The sequence below is a fragment of the Mucilaginibacter sp. MD40 genome (assembly GCF_002288635.1).
In the GTDB taxonomy this organism is placed as follows: domain Bacteria; phylum Bacteroidota; class Bacteroidia; order Sphingobacteriales; family Sphingobacteriaceae; genus Mucilaginibacter.
In genome coordinates this window covers 3,187,906-3,212,423 of sequence record NZ_NRSW01000001.1, presented here as the reverse complement: position 1 = coordinate 3,212,423, position 24,518 = coordinate 3,187,906, and the positions used below count along the sequence as shown (strand labels likewise).

General features: G+C 44.5%; 26 protein-coding genes. 10 read left to right on the top strand and 16 right to left on the bottom strand.

Features of this window, described 5'->3' with window-relative positions; all coding sequences use genetic code 11:
• Nucleotides 1-20 precede the first annotated feature (20 nt).
• The 3 genes from CKK33_RS14450 to CKK33_RS14440 are packed head-to-tail and all read right to left on the bottom strand — an operon-like array spanning nucleotide 21 to nucleotide 2,131.
• Complete coding sequence (locus tag CKK33_RS14450) at nucleotides 21-998, bottom strand: SDR family oxidoreductase (RefSeq protein ID WP_095704783.1); 978 nt, start codon at nucleotides 996-998, stop codon at nucleotides 21-23.
• Between the two features lie 52 nt (nucleotides 999-1,050).
• On the bottom strand, nucleotides 1,051-1,839 hold the full coding sequence (locus tag CKK33_RS14445) for an NIPSNAP family protein (RefSeq protein ID WP_095704782.1): 789 nt from the start codon (nucleotides 1,837-1,839) through the stop codon (nucleotides 1,051-1,053).
• A gap of 31 nt (nucleotides 1,840-1,870) precedes the next feature.
• Nucleotides 1,871-2,131: a hypothetical protein gene (locus tag CKK33_RS14440; protein ID WP_095705868.1), complete on the bottom strand. Its 261-nt coding sequence runs from the start codon at nucleotides 2,129-2,131 to the stop codon at nucleotides 1,871-1,873.
• 164 nt (nucleotides 2,132-2,295) lie between these two features.
• On the opposite strand from CKK33_RS14440, the gene fabF reads away from it, so the two are divergent.
• The 6 genes from fabF to CKK33_RS14410 all read left to right on the top strand — a co-directional run bounded on the left by fabF (nucleotide 2,296) and on the right by CKK33_RS14410 (nucleotide 7,202).
• Entirely contained in the window at nucleotides 2,296-3,534 is a 1,239-nt protein-coding gene (gene fabF / locus CKK33_RS14435) for a beta-ketoacyl-ACP synthase II (RefSeq protein WP_095704781.1), read from the top strand.
• Nucleotides 3,535-3,550: 16 nt separating this feature from the next.
• On the top strand, nucleotides 3,551-4,132 hold the full coding sequence (locus CKK33_RS14430) for a Crp/Fnr family transcriptional regulator (RefSeq protein ID WP_095704780.1): 582 nt from the start codon (nucleotides 3,551-3,553) through the stop codon (nucleotides 4,130-4,132).
• A 310-nt stretch (nucleotides 4,133-4,442) separates the two neighbouring features.
• Nucleotides 4,443-5,297 (top strand): pirin family protein, encoded by an 855-nt coding sequence (locus CKK33_RS14425; RefSeq protein ID WP_095704779.1) that lies wholly within the window; start codon nucleotides 4,443-4,445, stop codon nucleotides 5,295-5,297.
• Nucleotides 5,298-5,339: 42 nt separating this feature from the next.
• Nucleotides 5,340-6,278, top strand: coding sequence for a ring-cleaving dioxygenase (locus CKK33_RS14420; RefSeq protein WP_095704778.1), 939 nt, complete (start codon nucleotides 5,340-5,342; stop codon nucleotides 6,276-6,278).
• A gap of 1 nt (nucleotide 6,279) precedes the next feature.
• On the top strand, nucleotides 6,280-6,909 hold the full coding sequence (locus CKK33_RS14415; RefSeq protein WP_095704777.1) for an alpha/beta hydrolase: 630 nt from the start codon (nucleotides 6,280-6,282) through the stop codon (nucleotides 6,907-6,909).
• 8 nt (nucleotides 6,910-6,917) lie between these two features.
• Nucleotides 6,918-7,202, top strand: coding sequence for a GNAT family N-acetyltransferase (locus CKK33_RS14410; RefSeq protein ID WP_095704776.1), 285 nt, complete (start codon nucleotides 6,918-6,920; stop codon nucleotides 7,200-7,202).
• A 227-nt stretch (nucleotides 7,203-7,429) separates the two neighbouring features.
• Here the strand turns inward: CKK33_RS14410 and CKK33_RS14405 are convergent, their stop codons facing one another.
• A complete protein-coding gene (locus tag CKK33_RS14405) occupies nucleotides 7,430-7,702 on the bottom strand; it encodes a hypothetical protein (protein ID WP_095704775.1) in 273 nt (90 codons plus the stop codon).
• 141 nt (nucleotides 7,703-7,843) lie between these two features.
• A complete protein-coding gene (locus tag CKK33_RS14400) occupies nucleotides 7,844-8,986 on the bottom strand; it encodes a putative sensor domain DACNV-containing protein (protein ID WP_095704774.1) in 1,143 nt (380 codons plus the stop codon).
• A 152-nt stretch (nucleotides 8,987-9,138) separates the two neighbouring features.
• Between CKK33_RS14400 and CKK33_RS14395 the strand changes: the two genes are divergently transcribed.
• From CKK33_RS14395 to CKK33_RS14385, 3 genes are read left to right on the top strand one after another with little or no spacing between them, the layout of a single operon-like run.
• Entirely contained in the window at nucleotides 9,139-9,972 is an 834-nt protein-coding gene (locus CKK33_RS14395) for an MBL fold metallo-hydrolase (protein ID WP_095704773.1), read from the top strand.
• Nucleotides 9,972-10,664: a pseudouridine synthase gene (locus CKK33_RS14390; RefSeq protein ID WP_095704772.1), complete on the top strand. Its 693-nt coding sequence runs from the start codon at nucleotides 9,972-9,974 to the stop codon at nucleotides 10,662-10,664. The genes CKK33_RS14395 and CKK33_RS14390 overlap by 1 nt, the downstream gene beginning before the upstream one ends.
• A 17-nt stretch (nucleotides 10,665-10,681) precedes the next feature.
• The gene (locus CKK33_RS14385; RefSeq protein WP_095704771.1) at nucleotides 10,682-10,930 is read left to right on the top strand and encodes a DUF1456 family protein; all 249 of its coding nucleotides are present in this window, start codon (nucleotides 10,682-10,684) and stop codon (nucleotides 10,928-10,930) included.
• An 81-nt stretch (nucleotides 10,931-11,011) separates the two neighbouring features.
• Here the strand turns inward: CKK33_RS14385 and CKK33_RS14380 are convergent, their stop codons facing one another.
• From CKK33_RS14380 to CKK33_RS14330, 11 genes are all read right to left on the bottom strand, one after another.
• Entirely contained in the window at nucleotides 11,012-11,575 is a 564-nt protein-coding gene (locus tag CKK33_RS14380; RefSeq protein ID WP_095704770.1) for a CAP domain-containing protein, read from the bottom strand.
• 37 nt (nucleotides 11,576-11,612) lie between these two features.
• Nucleotides 11,613-12,410, bottom strand: coding sequence for a hypothetical protein (locus CKK33_RS14375; RefSeq protein ID WP_095704769.1), 798 nt, complete (start codon nucleotides 12,408-12,410; stop codon nucleotides 11,613-11,615).
• A 215-nt stretch (nucleotides 12,411-12,625) separates the two neighbouring features.
• Nucleotides 12,626-13,564, bottom strand: coding sequence for a phosphatase PAP2 family protein (locus CKK33_RS14370; protein ID WP_095704768.1), 939 nt, complete (start codon nucleotides 13,562-13,564; stop codon nucleotides 12,626-12,628).
• Nucleotides 13,557-14,186: a sterol desaturase family protein gene (locus tag CKK33_RS14365; RefSeq protein ID WP_233138223.1), complete on the bottom strand. Its 630-nt coding sequence runs from the start codon at nucleotides 14,184-14,186 to the stop codon at nucleotides 13,557-13,559. Before CKK33_RS14365 ends, CKK33_RS14370 begins: the two co-directional genes overlap by 8 nt.
• A 5-nt stretch (nucleotides 14,187-14,191) precedes the next feature.
• The gene (locus tag CKK33_RS14360; RefSeq protein WP_095704767.1) at nucleotides 14,192-14,803 is read right to left on the bottom strand and encodes a DUF4833 domain-containing protein; all 612 of its coding nucleotides are present in this window, start codon (nucleotides 14,801-14,803) and stop codon (nucleotides 14,192-14,194) included.
• The gene (locus tag CKK33_RS14355) at nucleotides 14,800-15,516 is read right to left on the bottom strand and encodes a CDP-alcohol phosphatidyltransferase family protein (protein ID WP_095704766.1); all 717 of its coding nucleotides are present in this window, start codon (nucleotides 15,514-15,516) and stop codon (nucleotides 14,800-14,802) included. The genes CKK33_RS14360 and CKK33_RS14355 overlap by 4 nt, the downstream gene beginning before the upstream one ends.
• Before the next feature lie 42 nt (nucleotides 15,517-15,558).
• Entirely contained in the window at nucleotides 15,559-18,105 is a 2,547-nt protein-coding gene (locus tag CKK33_RS14350; protein ID WP_095704765.1) for a DUF5686 and carboxypeptidase-like regulatory domain-containing protein, read from the bottom strand.
• A 14-nt stretch (nucleotides 18,106-18,119) separates the two neighbouring features.
• Nucleotides 18,120-18,494 carry a GtrA family protein gene (locus tag CKK33_RS14345; protein WP_095704764.1) on the bottom strand — a complete coding sequence of 125 codons (375 nt, stop codon included), beginning with the start codon at nucleotides 18,492-18,494 and terminating at the stop codon, nucleotides 18,120-18,122.
• A gap of 275 nt (nucleotides 18,495-18,769) precedes the next feature.
• Complete coding sequence (locus CKK33_RS14340; RefSeq protein ID WP_095704763.1) at nucleotides 18,770-20,098, bottom strand: inositol-3-phosphate synthase; 1,329 nt, start codon at nucleotides 20,096-20,098, stop codon at nucleotides 18,770-18,772.
• Nucleotides 20,099-20,354: 256 nt separating this feature from the next.
• Entirely contained in the window at nucleotides 20,355-21,473 is a 1,119-nt protein-coding gene (locus tag CKK33_RS14335) for a hypothetical protein (protein WP_095704762.1), read from the bottom strand.
• Nucleotides 21,474-21,543: 70 nt separating this feature from the next.
• On the bottom strand, nucleotides 21,544-22,752 hold the full coding sequence (locus CKK33_RS14330) for a pyridoxal phosphate-dependent aminotransferase family protein (protein WP_095704761.1): 1,209 nt from the start codon (nucleotides 22,750-22,752) through the stop codon (nucleotides 21,544-21,546).
• A 349-nt stretch (nucleotides 22,753-23,101) separates the two neighbouring features.
• Here CKK33_RS14330 and CKK33_RS14325 point away from each other — a divergent pair, with 349 nt between their 5' ends.
• The gene (locus CKK33_RS14325; protein WP_095704760.1) at nucleotides 23,102-24,505 is read left to right on the top strand and encodes a TolC family protein; all 1,404 of its coding nucleotides are present in this window, start codon (nucleotides 23,102-23,104) and stop codon (nucleotides 24,503-24,505) included.
• Nucleotides 24,506-24,518 lie beyond the last annotated feature (13 nt).

The following is a 24,518-nucleotide window of genomic DNA, read 5'->3' as shown; positions in this document are numbered from 1 at the left end:
GCTCCCAACCCTTTTTTATATCATTTTCTAAAAAGCGTTAAACAAACCCCGGCAATCAACCCGGTGGCTAACGCGCCTGCTATGTATTTGCGATGCGCCTTCGGCTTACCCGGTAAGCCGAAGCCTCCGTATGGTGCCATGCCGTAATTTACGGTATTGAATAAATTACCACTGGTCGAAGATATAGGCGCTGCATTTTTAAAATACCTGCGCATGATGGCGCCGGTCAGTTTGGTAGTCAACTCCGGGAATAACGCATGTGACACTTTCAATAATAATGAAGTACTACCAACATAGGTGCTCGTTTTTGGATCGTCGGCAACTTTAACTATAGCCTCGGCAAGGCGTTTGGGGTCGTAAACGGGTGGGGCGGGTTTAAGCTGCTTGCCTGTATAATTGCCTGCATGCTGTATACCTGGCGTGTCCAGAAATGCAGGGTAAAGGTCACAAACATGAATACAAGGCCAATTAGTAAGTTCGCCCCTTAATGCTTCCGAAAATCCGGTTAATCCAAATTTACTGGCGGAGTAGCCCGCACCATAAGGCACCGCGGTAAAACCACCAACAGAAATATTATTAATGAGCGTACCATAATGCTGTGATTTAAAGAACGGCATTACGGCATGTGCCCCGTTCATGTAGCCCAGCAAGTTGGTTTTAATCACCTGCTCGTGTACTTCCATGGGGGTAGTATCAAAATCACCTGCGGCTAATACGCCTGCATTGTTTATCCAAACATCAATACGGTTATACCAATCATTAGCGGCGTTGGCTAAGGCAATTACCGCTTTAGGGTCGGTTACATCTGTTTCTACGGTAAGTACTTCAGCCCCAAATTCACGGCACTCATCGGCAACTTCTTCAAGTGCGGTAATGTTGCGTGAAGCCAGTACCAGATTAGGCTGATACTGTGCAAACTCAAAGGCAGCCGCGCGTCCGGCACCGCTTGATGCGCCGGTTATAACTATGGTTTTCCCTGTTAATCTTATCTCTTTCATCAGCAAGTTATTTATTAAATAACCTTTGGCTAATGGAAGTGTTTGTAAAGATCTATATTAACGAATACGCAGTCGGCTTAAGCATAGTAGAGGTGATCTTTGATACCAGCAGGGCATCAGCATAATCTGCCGGGGCGCTTATTTTCTTCCATTCAGGGTCGGCACCGAAAGCTTTCCAGTGAGCGGCCTTATCGTCCATATTCTTAAAAGTAACCATGTAGGTAAGGTTAGGGCGATTATCGCCTATAACTGTTTCGCCAAAGAATACAGGTTTAAAGCCGAGGCGTTTAAAAATGTCTACCTCGCCTTTATCATTAAACATCTCTATTTTCTTTTTACCCGCTGCTTCGCTGGCGCTTTTATATTGGCGCAGCTCAAATATCCTCTCTTCTTTTGCAGGCAACTCTTTAACCGGAGAATGTTCAAAGGCTTTTAAAATGGATGTATCCAACTGCTCAAACGCCGGGTCGCTCGCTGGCGCATTAAGATAGGCCGAACCTTTTGTCCAATAGGCCTTATCGTTTTCCAATTGATCAAAAAGGAGGTCTATCTGTGCAAAGTTGGAATAAGGTATCAGCACAAAGAGTTTGCTTTGGCCGACAGGGCTTAACTCAGCAAATACACCAACTGGCTCTTTAGTGAGCTTTTTTGTTGTCGGGATGAAAACATCGCGGTAAAAATCTTCGGTAAGTTTTTGCTGGCGCTCATCCTTAAAGGTGTAAACGCGCAACTCGTAGTACTCAACAGCGGTAGTTTTGGCTTGCGACATGGCTACAGCCGGCGTAACAGCAGCAACCGCGCCGCCGATGATGGATTGTTTAACAAAAGAACGTCTTTTCATAATTGAGTTTATTGGTTAAATATACAAACGATTATTCTTCGTCGTCATCGTCATCTTCGACTTCTTCTTCCGGCACATAGTTCATAATGGCCTGGCCAATGGCATCCACCTCCGGGATATCGCCAAACATGGGCGTTTCGGTTTCGGGGTTCAGCATTATCCATACATTGTCCGTGTCTTTTTCAATTTTGCCAAACTCACTGCCTGCCTTAAAAATGGTATATACATTATCTTCTTCCGGGAAAACGGAGTAAACAACACCGCCAACCAGTACGTCAAATGGTTCTTGCATAGTTTTAGTATTTGTGCGCAATTTACCATTTTACGTTAAGCAGTTTAACTTGTAAATAAAGTTTGGCACAAGGATGTGAATTTATTTACATACTTATTTACCTTTGCGCCGCAAATTGCTACGGCTGCCTTTATTATGGCCGAATTTTAGCAACGCTAATTTATATGAAGAGAGTGGTTATTACGGGCATGGGTGTTGTATCCCCGGCCGGCAACGATATCAAAAGTTTTTGGACTAACATAGTTAATGGCCGTAGTAATGCCGCCACTATTACACATTTTAACGCTGAGCATTTTAAAACACATTTTGCTTGCGAGATCAAAGAATTTAAATCTGCTGATCACCTCGATCGTAACGAAATAAAACGCAGCGACTTATACAGCCAATATGCACTGGTAGCTGCCAAGCAGGCGGTAGAAGACTCCGGCTTTGATACCAACAGCGTTGATCCGTTTGATATAGGCGTTATCATGGGGTCTGCACAGGGTGGTTTCGAAACCTTTGAGCAGCAGTTGAAAGAATATGCCGCAACAGACCATACACCGCATTTTAACCCATTTTTTATACCCAAAACACTGGTGAATATGGCCTCCGGCCTTATCTCCATTAAGTTTGGTTTTATGGGAGTAAACTTTTCGGCCGTTTCCGCTTGCGCATCGGCTAATACTGCCATAATGGACGCGTTCAATTACATCCGCTGGGGCAAGGCCAAGATCATAGTAACCGGTGGTGCCGATGCGCCTATCAGTGAAGGCTCTATTGGCGGGTATAACGCGCTTAAAGCCTTATCAACCCGTAACGACTCACCACAGACTGCATCACGCCCTTTTGATGTGGAGCGCGATGGTTTTGTGATGGGCGAGGGTGCAGGCGTTTTAATACTGGAAGAGTACGAACACGCCAAAGCCCGCGGCGCTAAGATATACGCGGAAGTTGCCGGTGCCGCCATGACGTCTGACGCTTACCATATCACCGCCACTCATCCGCAAGGCAAGGGGGCTATCCGTGGCATGAAACTCGCTCTTGAAGATGGCGGACTTAATGCCGATGATGTAAATTATGTAAACGCACATGCTACCTCAACCCCTGTAGGCGATCTGAGCGAGGCAAGAGCTATTAACGCGGTATTCGGTGATAATAAAAACTTCGCGATAAGCGCAACTAAATCCATGACCGGCCATTTGTTAGGGGCTGCGGGTGCTATAGAGGCCATAGTTGCTGTTAAAGCTATACAGGATAACATTATACCACCAACCATTAATACACACACAATAGACCCTGAAGTACCTGCCAGTTTGCATATTGTTACCAAAGAGGCCATAGATAAGCAGGTGAATGTTGCGTTGAGCAATACCTTTGGTTTTGGAGGGCATAATGGTATAGCGGTATTCAAAAAAGCGTAAATGCGTATATTCGTGCATGCAGCACCAGCTTTTGTTAGATAATATCGCCAAATACGTATCGCTTACTGCCGATGAACAGCAGGAGATCGTCTCGCGCTTTCATTATAAAAAAATAAAGAAGAAGCAGTTTTTATTGGAGGCCGGTGATGTAAGCAACCGCTCTATTTTTGTGATCTCCGGATGTTTGCGCAGCTATGCCGTAGATAAAAACGGTACCGAACATGTGCTGCAGTTTGCCCCTGCCGGCTGGTGGATAACCGACATGCGCAGCTATCTTACCGGCGAGCCTGCCCGCCTAAGCATTGACGCCATCGAAGAAACAGAAGTGCTCTATGTGAGTAAAGCCGACTTTGAGGAACTCAACACACGCATCCCTAAATTTGAGCATTTTAATAGGGTGCTGGCCCAAAAGGCATTGGCCACTTACCAGCACCGGCAGATAGATAACAGCGTACTGGCCGCCATGGAGCGCTACAGTAATTTTTGCGAATTATATCCCTCGCTCATTCTTAGTTTACCCCAGAAACAGGTGGCGTCGTATATCGGTGTTACCCCCGAATTTTTGAGTAAAATGTTAAACACCACCCTGGTTAAATAACCACCGTTCCACTGTGAGTATATACTGGAATGGGACGGACAGAACACGCTGTTAATCAAATAGTTGACTTCTATAACTGAGTAGTGAATTTGTTTATATAATGCTTGTATCATGCTGTTTTTCAGCAGATAATTGGATTTAAGAGAGCGTTCCATGCGGAACGCTTTTGGAAACTGTTTCGGAACGCTTTCGGAACGCCTTTCTTTCTCCACAGTTTTATTAATCTACATTAAGTTTTTGCCTTAATCTACATTATTGGGCCGCCTGCACATTGCCGCTACCTTTGTATCATACCAAACGGAAAAGAAGTATGAAAAAGAAGATCAGGCATATCCTTAAAGGTCGCGAAAAGCAGATCACCAAAGAGGAGAGCGTTTTGCAGCCCCTTCCGCATATCGATTTCAGGTTTGCCAACCCCATCATCGTGCTGCATCACCTGCAGGCCAAACCAATTGAGCCGGGGCAAAAGCTGCGTATCCATCCGCATCCGCACAGGGGTTTCGCGCCGGTTACCTTTCAGTTGCAGGGCGAAGGTTATCATATGGATAGCGCCGGCCACAAAGGCACCATTAAGGCGGGCGATGTGCAGTGGATGTTTGCCGGTAAAGGCATACTGCACAGCGAAGGCCCTTCTGAAGACATGCTGAAGACCGGTGGCACGCAAGAGCTGATACAACTTTGGATAAATGTACCCAAAGCGAAAAAATGGGATGAGCCTTTTTACCAATCGGCTACCAAACAGCAACAGCCGGAGGTATTACAGCAGCCGGGTGTAAGTTTACGACTGGCAAGCGGTAATTACGATGGTAAAGTTGGTCCGCTTAAAAGCTTTACACCCCTGGTGTCCATATCCGGCGAGATAGAACAGGGCAGGCAGGTACAGTTAATGGCTACCCCCGGTTACTGGACACTTCTTTATATTGCCAAAGGCAGGGTAATGATCAACCAGGAGGAGATAAGCGAGCACCATTTGGTTGTATTTGAACAGGATAACGAAGAAATAATTATAACCGCCAATGAAGACACGCAACTGCTTTATTTATCGGCCGAGCCCATTAATGAGCCCGTTGCGGCAAAGGATAACTTTGTAATGAACACGCCCGAAGAAGTAAAGCAGGCTATGCAGGATTACCGGGAAGGCGTTTTTGGCACACTTGAATATTAATTTACACATAACATTTACTCATAAACATAACATTTAAATATCATGGAAAATAACACCATAAACGGCATCCACCACATTACCGCGATAGCCGGTAACGCAAAACGTAACTACGACTTTTACACCAAAACACTTGGCTTAAGGCTGGTGAAGAAAACGGTAAATTTTGACGACCCCGAAACTTATCACTTTTATTACGGCGATAAGGTAGGTACCCCCGGCAGCATATTAACATTTTTCCCATGGGAAGGCATCAGCGCCGGCCGCAGGGGGGCAAGGCAGGCTACCGAAATTGGCTATTCTGTACCACAGGGAAGCTTGGATTTCTGGATCAACCGCTTTGAGAAACATAACGTGATCTATAACAAACCGGCCGAGAAGTTTGGCGAGGAATACCTTACTTTTCTTGACCCCGACGGTTTAAAGCTGGAACTGATCGTTTCAAAAATAGCTGATAACCGCCTGCCATGGGAAACTGACGAGATCAAAGCGGAAAACGCCACTAAAGGCTTCCATAATGTGACTATCACCACCAACAAAATGCAGCCTACGGCGGATATACTCACCAATGTGTTCGGCTATAAATTACTGGAGCAGAACGTTAATCGTTACCGCTTTGTAACCGACGCTGTAGATAACGCTAACATTGTTGACCTGGTAGAAGTTGCGGGCGAAATTGCCGGACACGTAGCAGGTGGCTCTGTACACCACGTAGCCTTCAGGGTTAAAAATGAAGAGGTATTGATGCAATATCGTGATAAGATAGCTGCGCTTGGCTTACATATCACCGAAAAGATCGACCGTAACTATTTCTATTCATTATACTTCCGTGAACCGGGTGGCGTGTTGTTTGAGATAGCTACCGATAACCCCGGCTTCGCGGTTGACGAAAGCGTGGAAGAATTAGGCAGCCATTTAAAATTACCTGCCCAATACGAGCAGTACCGTGATAAACTGGTAACCGTTTTACCCAAATTAGACTGATATGTACAACCATAGCAAACAGATATACACCGGCGGCGCGCCAGTCGCCGGTGCAACTGCAGCCATCATCGCCCTGCATGGCAGGGGAGGCGGCGCGCAGGATATTACAGGGCTGGCCAAAGAACTTAAAATAGCTAACGCCGCCATATACGCCCCGCAGGCCACTAATAACAGCTGGTACCCCTATAGTTTTATGGCCCCTGTTGAACAAAACGAGCCCGCTTTATCATCAGCTTTGGCTTTGGTAGATGAAACCGTTAAGCAGGCAATAGCCGACGGTATCGCCCCGGAAAATATCTATTTTACCGGTTTTTCGCAGGGCGCGTGCCTGTGTTTAGAGTATGTTGCCCGCAATGCCAAACAATATGGCGGCGTGGCTGCTTTTACAGGTGGGCTGATAGGTGAGCAACTGGATTTAAGCCATTACAAAGGCGATTTCAATAACACGCCGGTTCTAATCGCTACCGGTAACCCGGATCCGCATGTGCCCTTAAGCAGGGTAGAGGAGAGCGTGGAGGTTTTGAAAAACCTGGGCGCGGATGTTACCCTGAAAGTATATCCCGGCAGGCCGCACACCATTACCTATGATGAGCTTAAACTGGCTAACGAACTGATAGTTAAATCGAAATAAAAAACGATATGAAATTTGAAGATATTGAACTGGTGAATAACGAAGCCATACACAATTTTGAATTGATGGTAGATGGCCACCGCTCGTTTATTGATTACCAGGTGCGTGGTGAGAAAATTTATCTGATCCATACCGAAGTGCCCGAAGCGCTACAGGGCCGAGGCGTAGCGGAGGCTTTGGTAGATAAGGCTTTTACTTACATTGAAAGCAAAGGGCTAAAAGTGGTTCCGCTTTGCGCTTACGTACAAATATTTTTAAAGAAACACCCTGAGTGGAACAGAGTAGTAGCTTAGGTTGAGTTTGATGATGATAAAAGCCGCAGGGAGTAATTCCTCGCGGCTTTTTATTGTTATTTCCTCACGGTCGAAAATTCGATAGTATAAGCCATATTTTATTTAGACAAACGAAAGAAGTGGGTGCTTAACATTGAGTTGAGCAGAAGATATAGCCATTATTGGCCAAACCTATCAACTTTGGGTATATAGCTCTATACATTATCGTCGTATTCTTACCAATATTATTAATTGTCTTTTTTAAATATTGCGATAGGGCTGATTACGTTTTTTTCATTAACGCCTACGAGATAAACATTGCCGTTTGCCGGATATACTCCTACGATGGCATATCCCTTGTATGTAGGCGTTGGCTGTACGGGATGTTGCCCTTGCGGTTGAGCATACGATTTTGAAATAGTAGAAAGGGAAAAGACAAAAAGGCTTGCCGTTGAAAGTACAATGCCTAATGCGATTGACAAAGACATAATGCGTTTTGAGAAGACATCGAGATTTTTCATGATATAGATTTAAGTTATTAACAATAAATATAACTAATCATTCATAAAATACGCTACTGTTGTTTTCAAACACTGTTAAAAAAAAAGCTGTCACACTTTATGTAACAGCTCTATTAAAATTACTTGTTGAATTTTTAGAGATCACAACAACAACACATCTATCCGGTGCGCGTGTACCCGCCCAACCTGTTCAGACCAGGCGAACACCGTAAACTGCCCGTCCTGTGAGGCTACCAGGGCAATGGCATCGTGCTGGTCGCTTACAAACTGGGCGGCGGCCAGGTGCCTGCTTCCGCCACTCTGGGCAGGGTGTACACGCCTCGCGCGGCCATCAGCTACAGGCTCCGTCATAATAATTTCGCCCACCGGCTGGCTGTTCGCGGCCCTTGCCGCCTTTGCGCCAAAGGCCAGCAGGTCGTACTTATCGGTAATAACCGTAGCGCCATCAACAGCGGTAAAGCCGCCAATCAGGTCAATCGCTTCCAGTAACGATTCGCGCCATTCCAGTTTATCGGCAGCGCTGGCCTTGCTTTTCATCAGGTCGTCAATAGCGGTGTAGGGCGGCTCAACCGGGTATTTTACCGGCTGTACAATAGATTCGCGCCACTTTTCGGTACCCGTCGGCACAATAAATACCAGTCCGCCCCTTTTATGCAGGCGCATTGACGCGGCCAGTTGCACCAGTATGTTAAATGATTCGCCCATGTAAGCCGGCAGCGGCATGGCCTGTAATGATTTTATCAGCTGCGGGCAATCGGCAATGCCCATGGTGTTTTCGTCCAATACCTTTATCTGGTCGCCCTGTAATACGGCAACGTTCACATATTTACCAAAGCCACCCACCCGGCGGTGCTTAACCACCAGCAAACCCGGTTCAACCACTTCCAACACAAAGCAAAGCGCAGGTACGCTGTGTGTGGTGCCCCATATGCACAGGTCGTCGCCATCGGGCCAAACGCCCAGGTGTATGCCGGGCTGTTCAACAGCTGGTGCCAGTTTTATGAGGTTTTGTGGAGTAAGGCGCAGCTTTTCGCCAAACAGCAGCGGTTTATCAGACTGTGAGGGTTGCAGCAAAGCCAGGGAAATATTGGGCGACCGGCCTTCCTCGCGGCGCATGCTTGCCCAAAAGGCAACATCAATTACCGCCTCAATAACTTCCAGCTGGGGCGCGCTGGCTACATTATCGCCATTGCTTCCCCTTGCCGCCTGCTGATGTGTAGTGAAATGCGCTTCTATTTTTGGGGCCACTATGCGGGCCGGTAAATACGTAGGTTCTGAGAGCATAGGTATTGTTTTTCTATACAATTATACTCATAATCTGTCGGCTGCAAGCCCTGCCTCGTTAATGTGATACAGTTTTGATGATTAATCCTGTGTTGAAAAATCTATTAACTAAAACTTTTAGTATTTGATGATAAACCCTTAACTTGCAGCTTATGCCGGTGTATATAGCGTCATTGAATTCGGGGAGTAACGGCAACTGTTATTATGTTGGTAACGAGCATGAAGCAGTATTGATAGATGCTGGCATCTCCTGCCGCGAAACAGAAAAGCGCATGCTGCGCCTGGGTCTTTCCATCAAAAAAGTTAAAGCCATTTTTATTTCTCACGAGCATAGCGATCACATACGTGGTTTAGCCGTGCTGGCAAAAAAATACAGTTTGCCCGTTTATGTTACCGATGGCACCGTACACCATTGCGGCGATGTGCCGCGTGAGCTTTGCTTTAGCTTAAGATCATACGAGTGTGTACAGATAGGTAATTTACAAGTAATGCCATTTCCTAAACACCATGACGCGGTGGAGCCGCACAGTTTCATGATCACCAATGGTGAAACACGTATAGGTGTGTTTACCGATATCGGCGCGCCCTGCGAACACCTCATACGCCATTTTACACAGTGCCACGCGGTTTTCCTGGAGGCTAACTACGATGAAGATATGCTGGAGCAGGGCAGATACCCGTATTTTTTAAAGAAGCGCATACGTGGGGGCAAGGGCCACCTTTCCAACAGGCAGGCATTGGAGATGTTTATTGAACATAGGCCGCCGTACATGAGCCATGTGCTGCTGGCGCACCTCTCCAAAGATAACAACAACCCCGAGCTGGCTGTACGGCTCTTTGCCGAACATGCAGGTGCTACTCATGTGAGTGTGGCATCGAGATACGAGGAGAGCGAGGTTTTTGTGATAGACCCACCACCGCTGGCACCCGGCGAAAGCCACACCATTAACCAGGTAACCGGCCAGTTCCAATTTGCTTTAAGCTAATGTTGGAGATCATTTACCGCGACGAACATCTCGTCGCTATTAACAAGCCGCACGGCTTACTGGTACACCGGTCATCCATAGCTGCTGATGTTTCAGAATTTGCCATACAGCTCTTGCGCGACCAGATAGGCCAGAAGGTTTATCCGGCCCATCGTATCGACCGCAAGACCGGCGGTGTACTTATTTTCGCTTTAAATAAGGAAGCAGAAGTGGCTATGCAGCAAATGTTTATGAATAACCAGGTCAATAAAAAATACCTGGCTGTAGTACGCGGTTTTACGCCTGATGAGGAAACCATTGATTACCCGCTGCGTAAGGAGAACGGCACTTTACAGGATGCCTTAACCCGCTACCAAACACTCAAAAGAGCCGAGCTAAATGTGCCTTTGGGTAAGCACGATACCTCCAGATATTCACTGGTTTTAGCTAAACCCGAAACAGGCCGCATGCACCAGTTACGTAAACACTTCGCGCATGTGTTCCACCCCATAATTGGCGACCGCACCCACGGCTGTAATAAGCAGAACAAGCTGTTTAAAGATAAATGGGAGATGGAAACCATGTTGCTGCACGCGCTTGAACTCAGTTTCATCCATCCGGTTAGCGGGGTTGAAACCCATATCTCCGCTGCTTTGCAGCCCCAGTTTAATGCCGTAATGCAATTAATGGGTTGGAGCAACGATGGTTGGTAATAATGTATATTTGCACTATGAGCAATAACGAGATCATGAAAAAGCTGCGCGTGGCCCTAAAACTGCGCGATGAGGATATCATCAATATCCTGGCGCTGGTGAATTTCCGCACCACTAAAACCGAGCTAAGCGCTATCTTCCGTGCCGAAGACCACCCCAACTTTGTGAAATGCAAGGATCAGTTATTGCGTAATTTTCTGAATGGCTTGGTGATCCACTTACGCGGCCCTATGCCGCCTAAAACGGAAGTCAAAAGTCAAAATTAAAAAGTCAAAAATAGAAAGTCAGAATAAAATGTCATTGCGAGCGCCAGCGTGGCAATCTCATAGGATAGTTTGACCTTCAAACTAATCGCGCTGTATCAAACGTAGCTTGCCTTCTTTCATCAGCCTTTGCTGTTCGGGACTAAAGGGCTCACGGCCGCCAAAATCCTGCACCCAAAAGTGGTCTTTCTCGGCTACGCCCACTTCTTTAAAGCCGGGGTTCATGAGGTTCTTACAATGGCCTTCGCTTTTGAACCAGCCGGCCTGTACTTCCTCTATAGTTTGTTGCCCAAAAGCGATATTTTCGCCGCTCATAAAGCTTTTCCACCCTTTGAAGTGGTAACCGGCCTGCACGATGCGGGTGGTCATGCTGCGTCCATCTTTGCTATCGTGGCTGAAGTAATTTCTGCGGGCCATGTCTTTGGCATGCCCACGGGCGGCATCTTCCAATTGGTTATTCCACACCAATGGTGGGGCCGGCGGGTACCAGGTACCACCGCAGTTACAACCCCTTGTACGGGTTTGGTTGATGAGTTGTAGGAATCTGTCCTTGAAAGAGGAATATCCGTCGTCGTCCTGCCTGAAAGCCAGTAACGATAAAGTAAACGCGGCGGCTACTATACAAAATATGCTGGTGTATCGCTTCATACCGGTATATGACGCTTTACCCGCCCGTAGGTTTAAATTACAGCTTAGCTTGTGCAGGATACACTACAGCCAGCTTACGTACCGAAGTAGTGTTAATGGTATTTAGCTTAGCGAGCTTTTTGGCGGGAGTTGCCTTCTTTTTCTTAACAGGTTCAGTTTTTTTGATGATCACCGAATCTTTAGGCATTGTTTCGGCCAGTTGTTTTTCGGCCTGTATCTGCTGTAGCTTTTCGTTGATCTCGGCCACACGTTTGGAAGCGATATCGCCTTTATCATTCTGGTTAAGCCGGTTATACAGGAAGGCATAGCTTTGCTGTACTAAAGCCTCTTCTCTAAGCAGGTTATTTTTTACGGAGAGATTTAGCGCGTCGTTAAGGTCGCGCATAGCAAGTTTGGCTTCTTTGTTATCCATTTTTACGTTGGCCAGTTTCACCAGGGTCATCACTACTGATGCTACATCATTGCGCTTGCGTGAAATGTTTTTTGATTGCAGCAGGAACCATTTAGCCTGGCTGTAACGGTGCTGAGCAGTGTAAACCTTGGCCAGGTCGTCAAAGCAACGCCTCATGCCTAATGTGTCTTCATAAAAAGAATAGTTGTGCAGTGCCTGTAGTGACCAGTGTATGGCTTCAGTCTGATAATAATTACGCAGGTTACGGTTGATGATCGTGTCGAACTTAAGGTATTCAGCTGCAATCTGGGTATAGATAGGGCCCTTAAGTGTGTCATTTGTAGTGGTTTGCAGCTTGTGCTTCAAGCTGTCTAACGCATCGTTATTGGCTTTACAAACAAATGTAACGGCTACTAAACAAATAAGTGTAATAATCTTCTTCATCTGGTGATTTGATTCCGGATAAGTATGTAGAACAACTTATTCAAAATGCGTGCCCCGATTAATTATTGATGTTGCAGGGGAGGCGCAAATTACAATAAACTAATATAAATACCTAATTGTATTGATTAATAAGTATTTACAGGATAATGTAGAAGTATTAATGAAGATTGCTTAGGAAGCAATAATCCGGTAAGAAGTATATTTTACTATACAATTTAGCGGATAACGGCCTCGTATCTGCCCAAAAAATCCCTGAATTTTTTTGATGCCGATAAGATCCAGTTGAAGAGTAAAATACCTATAGTGGCACATAATATACCTGCCAGTACGTCCAGTACATAATGATGGCTTGCATAAACCGCTGTAAACCAAATCCCTATCATTACTAATCCAAAGAAAATATTAACCCAGCCCAAGCGGTTTTTAATGCCGTAATACAATACCACAATTGGGTATGATGAATGCAGTGAAGGCATAGCGGCAAACACATTGGAGCCTTTCTCGTAGATAGATTTAAACAGCGAGATATGGAAGAGCCTGTCAAATCTCGAGAGGCCGGCTGTACTACCTTGTGTTAACGGATGAAAATTTAAGCCATGGTATTGGACATACCAGGGCGGTGCAGCAGGGTACGCATAATATACTATGAAGCCCAGCAGGTTAACCAGTACAAAGGTTAACGAGAAATACAGGAACTGGCGTTTGTTCTTAAAAAATAAATAAGCAGCGAAGGCAAGAGGTACCGGTATCCAGCATAGATAAAAGAAGCCGGTAATAGCATCCAGAAAGTCGGTGCTTTGCATGCGCAGGTACTCGTTAGGGGTAACGGTTTTACCCTGAACGCTGATGCCGAAAATATCTTTTTCGGCGCCGTAAAGCCCACCCACAGCTACATCATTGTAGTTGTAGTTAGGGAAGGCCTTCATGTAATCAAAAATGATCCAGTATACAATAAATATGGTAAAGCCCAGGATAAACTTCCGGGTAACTACAGAGGCGTAAAAGAGTACGTTAAAAATACCTATGAGTACCAGCTGGTCTGTTTTAAAGCCAACCAGCAGGGAGGAGAGGATCAGGTAGGCAACAGATACACCGGTAACAATGCTGACGCTTTTGGCATTGATACGGATATCATTGCTATGCGCATTAGTCATTCTGTTTTTTAATGAAATCTGAGTTAAACACCTTGTCCCACATTGGAGAGCTTACACCGTAACCTTTGGTAGGGTCCTGGTAATGGTGCAGCATATGGTGCTGTTTGATCTTTTTCCAGAAACTGCCTTTAAAGTTAAAATGGTGGATAGCGTAATGCGATATATCATACACCAGGTAACCCAAAATAAAGCCAGGGAAAAAACCAAGTACATAGTTTGCAGGCAGGAGGGCGTTAAACAAAAAGTAAAAGCCGGTAGCCAATGGGATGCTTGCCGATGGCGGCATTACCAAACGTTTGGCATCACTTGGATAATCGTGGTGTACACCGTGGAAAATAAAGTGTAACCTTAAAGCCCATTTGGCTTTAGGTACAAAATGGAACACATAGCGGTGTAATACGTACTCGGTAAAGGTCCACACAAAAAGACCGGCTGCGAAAAGCCATATGAAATTAACTAAACCAATGTTTTTCTCATACGCGAAATAACCGCAAGCCAGTATAACCGGTACAAAAACTATAATAGGTACAAAGTAGTGTACTTTTGATAAACTTTCCAGGAAATCGCTTTTAAACATCCTCACCGATTCGGTGGAGTTGGAAACAAAATTTTTCTTAGCCATAATCATCAGGGTTTAAAACGTTCGGTCACCTCTTTTCCGGTTTCAGGATCGGTACCCTTCATTTCTACAAAAATAACATTTGGCGACCACATAGAGCCACCGTCTGTCTTAATAAAAATACTTTTAAGCAGTATGCGCTTTTTTGAAACAATTGCGAAGATATGATATTTTCCGTCGGTGCCCTGCATCAATTTAAACGGAATTTTATCGTATGACACTAACCTGATATCGAAACTGCCATTACCCAGCGATTTGGAGTTGATACCATAGGCAAACTTGCGCTGTATATAGGTTAACTCTTCTTTTTCACCATTGGCCTCGGCAAACCTTAACCAGTAAATGTTTATCGGCGATTTTTCATCTGCCAGGCCTGTTTCGGGGTTGATGTTTACATCATAACAAACAGCATTGATGTTTTTAGAGCGTTGCAGATAAAAAAGCCTGTTAGGGTTATCCGGTACGGGAGGATAGACCTTGCCATCCTGAGTTTTGTAGGCCGGCGGAACAGTATCCGTACTCAGTGTATCACAAGTTACCGGTATGCTTGCATGGGCTTTGTAAGCTGTTGCTGTAAATAAGCAAAAAATTAACAAAAACCTTAGCAGTATTTTATTCATTCTTCGTTATCAGACAAAGCTTTTTTAGCATCCATTAACCTGCCAAAAGCAGTTAGGTTAGTTAATACGGCCAGTATGGCTATAGGGAAGGTGAAGATAGACATGGTTTCAAACACATGGTACTTTATCCCCGGGATAAACAACTTATAATCTCCACCAATGTACGATGAACTGATACCGCAGGCAATAGCGAACAGGCCTATGGTAATTACACGCTCGGGGCGCTGCATCAAGCCGCCTTTACACTCCACACCTAAACCTTCCGCGCGGGCACGTACGTAGCTTACCATCATAGAACCGATAAGGGCAATGAAAGCGAATATAGAGCTCAGGAAGTAATGATGAGCAACGAGGTAATAACATATACCCAGGAACATGATCAGTTCGCTGTAGCGGTCTAAAACAGAGTCATAAAGGGCACCAAATACCGATTTCATGTTGCCTAAGCGGGCTACCTGCCCATCAAGCATATCAAACAGCCCCGCGAACAGGATAAGGCCCCCGGCCCAGCCAATGTAGCTGAAATCGCCACGGTTACCGTGTTCAGAGCCAACAATAAAAATTGCCGCCACACCTACATTTAATACAAAACCTATTGAAGTAACGGCGTTGGGCGTTAAACCCAGTTTAATAAGTAATTTAACAAATGGATCAATTACCTTATATATACCCAGTTGTAGATTAGTGCGTAGTGATGTTGTTTGTTGTGCCATTTCAAAGGTAAATGTAGATAAACCTAAATTAACTATTATCGCTTAAAAGTCAAATTTGATTTTCACACGGACACCCCATTTAGCTACATCGGGGTTTTCCAGATAAGTTAAGCGTTTAACGTAGTCTAACCTAATGAATTTAAAAATGTTTTCGACACCAAAGCTAATTTCTGTATAAGGTTTGTTACCTAAGGCATAAGTGATAGGTACACCTTTGTTATCTACCGGGAACTGGTAAAGGTTTCCATTAAATGCAGGTGTATTTTCCCGGCTCAGTCCTCCCCATAAAGCTTTAACTGAAGCGGTTTCGCGCCATTTAAGCCTTTTAAACAAAGGTATCTTGTTAAAGAAGAAACCGCCAAAGTGATGGTCGACAATGATACTGGCCGATTTATCGCTCACAAACTCCAGGAAGTTCATAAGGTTATACTGGTCTATTACATAAGCGAAGGTCTGGTTACCACGCGATATGTTCAGCAGCGGATAAGGCACCTGCCCGAAAGTACGTGAAGCTTCCAGTATCACGTCCGAAAAACCGAACGGAGCTTCATAAAAGCGTTTCTCGCCCCTGAAATCAAGTTTATGGTAGCGGTATTGCCCGTCAAGCACCTTTAAACCGGCGGTATATTCCAGCGATAGTTTAGGGTATTGGTTAATAATAGGCGTACGGAAAAGCTTACCCTGGTAATATTGCTCTTTGGGCGCGTAACGCAGGCCAATGGTAGCCTCAGAGGTAGTAAGGTTATTAAAAGTTTGTGTACCGGCGCTGTTTATAAAAGGTACTAAGCTACCCGCTGGTGTTTGGATCAGCTTGCGTAGCCCCAGTTTATAGGAGAAATGGTTGGCATATTCGCTTACGTATTCAAAACGGTACTGGTCGTTGTAATAATACTTATCGTTACGGCCACGTTTAAAGGAAAGCAGTACGTTATCTTCCTGTATAAACTGCAGTTCCTGGCCGGGTATCTTAGTTTCGCGCTGTATACTTGCCCTTATATAATGTTGGGGGAAACGGTAAATGCTTTTACCGTTAAGCGAATAGGTGGTAGCAAAAAAGTACTTCCATCGTTCGTCCTTAAAACCATAAGCGCCATAGCCTTCGAAAAATATGCGCTTGCTGAAATCTGCTGTGGTACGTCCGCCCAGGCGCAGGCGGAAACCTTCAACCGGGTTAAAGCTGTAAAAGGTACTTGCCGGGCCTATCTCAAACTTGCCAAAATTTTTAAAGCCGGCAAATAACAGGTTAATAATATCGGCCGTGCGGCGGAATGATGGCATGTGTACCAGGCTATCAATGTTTTTATAGGTTTTTGATTCGGCGGTGCTTAGCGTATCAAAACGGTTTTTTACCCAGAAGCTGTCGGGCTTGTTGCGCAGTTCTTCGTCGTCAACCTCAGGTGGTGTGGCGTAAGTACTGTCGGGGTGGGGTTTGTTGATCACAAAGTCGCGCCTCACAATAGTGCGCGAGCCAAATAACCCGCTTTTGCGTTTTTGGCTCAGGCCAAAATCTGCAAAGGTATTGCTTCGCGAAAGGTGGTAACGGCCATCAGGGCTTAACTCAAAGTCCTGGTCAATGTTCATGCTGCGCACAAAGTTTACGTTGATGTTTTTATTAATGATCAGCGCGGCTTTTTGTACAGCGTAATTGCCATCAAGGGTAATAAAAATATCACCCTCAAATAAGATGTTATTGGTGTTGCGTGGTGTAAAACTTAGCTGCACCAGTTTTTTACCTGTTTGCAGCGTAATAGTATCGGTAATGAAATACTTATAGAAGGTAGGGGCGTTATCCGCTATAGGGCTCAGGAACTGGCGGCCCAGCAATAAAACGTCGTTATCATAAATATCTACCTTTACATACAGGTGCTGAAAGTACTGGCCAACACCTTCGGTATCAAAGCCCGGCCCAAAATCAACAGACTTTTCGCCAAGCCGCTTTTCGCGGGTGGCCTCGGGGTTTTTGCGATAAAAAACCTGCGTAACGCGTTCTTTAAGATAAATAGGCAGCAGGGATTTACCCGGGTATGAAGTGCTGTCCTTATTCTCAAAAATGAATTTATATTTCCTGAACAGCTTTTTCTCTTTTACTTTTTCGGAGATATTGCTGAGCGAGAACTGCATCTTATCATACTCCTTGTACTCAACATAATTATAAGCTTCGGGCCGGTTTTTGGCTTTATTGGCAATAACCTGTCGTATGAGTTTCACGGCAGGGTTTTCATTATCATATTTAGCCCGTTTTTTTGATTGTACGGTAACCTCGCCCAGGTTTTGCGAGGTAGGTACCAGCCTGATATTGACCACCTGCTGCTTACCTGGTGTAATGTTGACGATAACTGCTTTATAACCGAGGTAGCTAACTTTTAGGCGGTTGTATGGCTGTGTGGTACTAATGGTGTACTTACCATTATTATCGGTGTTAGTGCCTATGGTGCTACCCTCAAAAGAAACGCTAACATAAGGTAGTTTCTGATTATTGCCCACATCCGTTACCGTGCCGGTAACCACTGTGCTTTGCGCTGCCGCGTAAAAACTGGTAAATAAAAAAAGTATAAGTAACAGATGCTTATACGGGTAGCTAAAAATCATTTATAAGTATATAGTTAAGCAAAAACAAATTTCTTTTGCAGGAAATAATTGTAAAAAATACCTACAAAAAACGATACCAGTATCTTTGATATCTTATAATCTAACTTTAGGTAGTGTGTTACTAAAAACACGCCCGCTGTATTCAAAAGGAGGTTACCGCACCAAACCAGCAGGTATTTAACCGCCTGTACAGGGATGGCCTTTTCTTTCTTTTTTTTAAATACCCATGCCCGCCCCAGTATAAAGTTGGTTATGCCACCGCTTACGGTACCTGTAAAACTGGCAGCCACATACCATATTCCCAATACTTCTTTACAAAATATGGTTACTAAAAAATCAACTGCCGAGGCCACGAATGACGATGCCTGCGCTTTTACAAATGTTGCCATTATGTTTTTAACGGCTGCATAGTGTTTTTGATTTTAGCGTAGCCGCTTGTAAGGCCTTAAACTGCAACAACTCCCTCAGCGTAGACGCATTTGTAATACAACTGTTACAATTTACGTAAAATATGCCTGATTATTGTCAGGCCGGATGAAAAAGCCCGGGAAAGCTGCGCTGTTTTTGGCTGCGCGAATATCGGAAAATAAGGGCAAAATAAAAACGGGGCGTTTCACCAAAGGTGAACGCCCCGTTTTGTTATAGTTTATTACTAATTTTTGAATTAAGCCTGGTGGCCGGCAAACATATCGTCGTAATAATCTAAACCCAGGTGTGTGATCAGGTCTTCGCCCATCAGGTAACGCAGGGTATTTTCTAATTTGATCAATTGTTTAAAGATATCATTCTCTGCATGCAGACCCGGCGCGGTTTGCGGCGATTTAAGGTAGAATGATAACCACTCCTGTATACCGCTCATGTTAGCGCGTTTAGCCATATCACAGAAGATAGCTAAATCTAAAGCGATAGGAGCAGCCAGGATAGAGTCGCGGCAAAGGAAGTTGATCTTGATCTGCATTTTGTAACCTAACCAGCCAAAAATGTCGATGTTATCCCAGCTTTCTTTGTTATCGCCATGAGGAGGGTAGTAGTTGATACGGATCTTGTGGAAGATATCGCCGTATAGTTCAGGATTATCTTCCGGTTTAAGGATATCTTCCAATACACCCAGTTTAGATACTTCTTTAGTTTTGAAGTTATCCGGATCGTCCAGTACCAAACCATCGCGGTTACCCAGGATGTTGGTTGAGAACCAGCCGTGTACACCCAATGAACGGGCAGCAAGGCCTGGTGCAAGGATGGTTTTCATTAAAGTTTGGCCGGTTTTAAAGTCTTTACCTGCGATAGGGGTGCTGGTTTCTTTAGCCAGCTCTATCATGGCAGGGATATCAACAGTAAGGTTAGGAGCGCCGTTAGCGAAAGGTACGCCTAATTTTAAAGCAGCGTAAGCATAGATCATGCTTGGTGCGATACGTTTGTCGTCATCTTTTAACCCCTGCTCAAAAGCAGCCAAAGACTGGTGAACATCTGATGCTTCAAAATAAACTTCAGTTGAACCGCACCATACCAGCACAACGCGGTCAAGGCCGTTATCTTTCTGGAAGTTTTTGATATCTTCCATTACCTGCTGTGCAAGCTCGTAACGGGTACCGGTTTTTACGTGTGTACCGTCAAGGTTTTTAGCGTAGTTCTTGTCAAAAGCGGCTTTCATTGGCTTAATTTTTTCTAAGCCATCTTTAACCTGATCAAGCAGGTTGCGCTCTAAAACAGCAGCGTTAACGGCTGCTTCGTATACGTTATCTTCATATACGTCCCAGCCACCAAAAACAATATCGTTAAGGTTAGCCAACGGAACAAAATCTTTGATCTTTGGGTTGCGGTTTTCGGTACGTTTACCTAAGCGGATGCTTCCCATTTGTGTAAGTGAACCAACGGGTTGAGCAATACCCTTCTTTACAGCTTCAACACCGGCAATTAAAGTAGTAGCAACTGCACCTAAACCAGGTATCAGGATACCTAATTTTCCTTCTGCAGGTTTAATGTTAATTTTCATTATTTATTGTTTGTTTTTAAGAGGCCATGTAACGTAACCGTACCGCGTAACGCAATGCCGGTTAATTACATTAGTTTTTCACTATTAGTTATATAGTTGCGCAACGGGCGGATAGCCCGTCGCGTTTACTATCATGTTATTAATAGGTTTGACCCAATTAGGGGTTTGGGTCAAAACCTCGGGCAAAATAACCAAAATTCATACGGTAATTTCTACCTAAAAGGTAAAGATTACAGGCGGATGAAGAAAGGATAATTTATATAGCTTTTTGGTAGATGCGATAAGTTTTGTACTGATCGCCGCCGATAGCCTCAATGGCACGGTTTACCATGTCGTTCTTTTCGAGCGTCCAGCTGGCTTCGGCGTATTGCAGGCCTTTGGCTTTATACGCTTTTATAATAGAACCATACAAGCATGCCTCGATACCTAACTTACGGTAACCCTCAATTACCCCCAGCAGCATAATGCGTATACCTTTTATCTTCTTTTTGCTGAACAGCAGTTTAAAGATACCGGTTGGCAGCAACCTGCCCTTTTTAATGGTTTTAAGAATAGGGTTAATATCCGGGATGGCTACGCCAAAGCCGACAATCTTGCCATCCTGCTCGGCTAATAAAGCAAAATCAGGATCAAGGATCATTTTAAGGTCTTTGGCCGTATAGTCAAACTCGTCGTTGGTCATGGGGAAGAAGCCCAGGTTTTTATCCCATGCGCTGTTGTATACATCGCGCAGGGTATCGGCCTCCTTCTTAAAGTTCTTCATATCGATCTTGCGGATAGTAATATTGCTGTTGCGTTTAAGGCGCTCCTGCAATTTATCCAGCATCTGTAACGATTTATCGTTGTAATTGCTGCCATCCCAATGCCAGGCCAGCAGGTCTGTTTGCTTGCTAAAGCCGTAGTTTTCTAAAAGAGTGATGTAATACTCCGGGTTGTAAGGCATCATCACCATAGGCGAGCTATCAAAACCCTTTACCAGCAAGCCCGCAACTTCATTGGTTGATGGATTTACAGGGCCCACCATGTTGGTAGCACCTTTGGCTTTTACCCATTTGGTAGCCTCATCCAGTAATAGGTTAGCAGTTTCCTGATCGTTAATTACGTCAAAGAAACCAAAGAAACCTTCGTTAACTTTATTAAAGCTGTTATGGTTGGTGTTATAAATAGCGGCAATACGGCCAACAATTTTATCGCCATCATAAGCCAGGAAGGTTTGCAGCGAGGAGTGTTTATGAAACGGGTGCGTGGTGAGCAGATCGCGTTGGGCAATAAATAATTCCGGTACGTAATACGGGTCGTTCTTGTGAAGCTCGTGCGGAAAGTCAATAAAAGCGCCCAATTGTTTTTTCGACTCTACCGGAATAATTTTTTTCATTGCGGGTTAGTTAGGGGGTTAAACAGCAGCGCCAGTATTAAACTGGCGCTGTGAATATGGTGAATATTTTTTATTGTATTTTTTCTTTTATGGTATCTACGCCGGCGGCTTTGCAAGCTTGTATCAGTTTATCAACCGCTTCATCAATTTGCTCAAAGGTATGGGTAGCCATGAGCGAGAATCGTAACAGCGATGAATCTGACGGAACAGCAGGCGATACTACCGGGTTAACAAATATACCGGCTTTTTGCAGGTAATTGGTTACCAGGAAGGTTTTTGAATTATCGCGGATGTAGATAGGCAATATCGGGCTTTCAGTAGCGCCGATGTCGAAGCCTTCTTCGGTAAGGAGCTTCATGGCATAATTGGTATTATCCCACAGCTTCTGTATACGCTCAGGCTCTGATTCAATAATATCAAGGGCGGCAAGCACGCTGGCTACCGAGCCAGGTGTCATGCTGGCGCTGAACATTAAGGAACGTGCGCGGTGCTTAATGTAATCAATAGTATCATAATCGGCAGCAATGAAACCACCTAATGATGCTAATGATTTACTAAAGGTGCTCATGATCAGGTCAACCTTATCGGTTAAGCCAAAGTGCGAAGCGGTACCCGCGCCGTTTTTACCGATAACGCCAAGGCTGTGCGCGTCGTCAACCATAATGTTGGCGCCGTATTTATCGGCCAGTTCAACAATTTCAGGCAGTTTAACAATGTCGCCTTCCATGCTGAAGATACCATCAACCACAATAACCTTAACGGCTTCTTCCGGCAAAATGCTCAGTTTGCGCTCCAGGTCGGCCATATCGTTGTGGCCATATTTAATGGTTTTTGAGAACGAGAGGCGCGTGCCGTCAATAATAGAGGCGTGGTCATACTCGTCAAGTATCAGGTAGTCGTTACGACCCGTTATGCATGATAGTACGCCCAGGTTAACCTGGAAACCGGTGCTGAATAGCACAGCCGCTTCCTTGTTAACGTATTTGGCAAGGCGGTTCTCCAACTCGATGTGAATATCAAGCGTACCGTTCAAAAAACGCGAACCGGCACAACCAGAGCCGTATTTATCAATAGCTTTTTTTGTTGCTTCTTTTATTTTAGGATGATTGGTTAAACCCAGGTACGAGTTTGAACCAAACATTAAAACACGCTGATTATTAATCATCACTTCAGTATCCTGACCAGACTCGATAGGCCTGAAAAAAGGATACAGGCCCTGTGCCCTGATCATATTTGCATCCTGGAACTGAGCAATCTTCTCGTGTAACTTTTTAACCATTTATAAACACTGCTTAAATTTTTTGTAAAAATACCATGAATATGTGAACCCACGGCATTATGAATGTAATTTTTTTACACACATGCTTAACATGTGCTTAACACACTTCTATCAGGCAAATTAATTAAATTTTTTGTTTATTCACCATCACTATTTTGCAATTTGTTTGAAAAAGTTGAAAAATAGTGTCAATTATCATCTTAATCTCCTAAAACCGTAAAATTTCTGTTGCCCGTTCCTTATTAAATTTGATTAGTGCCATATTCGCCGACTCATACACAAAACGGGAGAAAAATCGTGTAAACCTTTACAGCCGATTTTCGTTTTAAAAGTTCGCATCTAAGCACTTATGAAAAGTATCAGATACATTTTTATTGTTAATATAGCATTATTTTCACCATTAAGCCTTTTTGCGCAGGCCAATCCCGACACAGGGAGGGCAGTTGTTACCCTGCAGCAAAGCATACAATTCGCGCTGCGTAACCAGCCTCAGCTTAAACAGGCAAATATTGATGAACAAATTAACGAAAGAGATATTGGTATAGCACTATCTGCCTGGTTGCCGCAGGTAACTACTAATGGTCAGTACCAGCATTACTTTCAACGGCCTGCATTTGTTGGCGCGGGCACGTCAACCGGAGTTGGAGGTGGTACAGGCACAGGAACCGGCGGTACAGGTACAGGAACAGGTACGGGTGTTACGCAACAAAACCTGGCTATAGCTCACAACACCTCAACCTTGGGCTTGTCGGCAAGCCAGGTGATCTACAATAACGATGTTTTGCAGGCAAAACGCGCCTCTAAATATTCAAGACAATATTATAAAGAAAACACCGAAAGCTTTAAGATCAGCCTCGTATCAGACGTAAGTAAAGCGTTTTATGATGTGCTGCTGTCTCAAAGGCAATTGGATATCATCAAGGAGGATATCGTTCGTCTTCGCCGGAGTTTAAAGGATGCCTATGCGCGCTACCAGGCCGGCGTAGTTGATAAAACCGACTATAAGCAAGCTACTATATCGCTTAACAATGCGCTGGCTTCACAAAAGCAAACCGAAGAAACCATCAAGAGTAAGTCGGCCTATTTAAAACAGGTGATGGGTTTTAACCCTAACCGCCAACTGGTACTATCTTATGACTCTGCCCGTTTGCAAACCGAAGCGATGATTGATACCAACCAGGCGCTTAATTATGCTAACCGTGTGGAGTATCGCCTGTTGCAAAGCACCAAAAACTTGCAAAACGTTAATGTATCCTATTATAAGTGGGGATTTTTACCATCCCTTTCTGCTGTGGGTGGTTACAACCTCACCTACTTTAATGATAATTTCTCCAAATTATATAACGATGCCTTTCCGACATCATTTGCAGGCTTATCATTAACTATACCTATTTTCCAGGGCGGTAAACGTTTACAGAATTTAGCAAAGGCCCGTTTACAGGTAGAGCGTACCGATCTTGATCTCATCAACAGTCGTAACGCTATCAGTACCGAATACACCCAGGCCCTTGCCAATTATAAAAGCGCCTATTATAACTGGAAAACACTTAACGAGAACGTACAGCTGGCAACAGATGTATATAACGTGGTTAACCTGCAGTACCGCGAGGGGATAAAAACCTATCTGGACGTGATTGTGGCGCAGGCCGATCTGCGTACCGCTGAACTTAACTTTTATAACGCGCTGTTCCAGTTGCTGTCAAGCAAGATTGATGTGCAAAGGGCATTGGGTACGCTGCCTACAGAATATTAATATTACATAATAA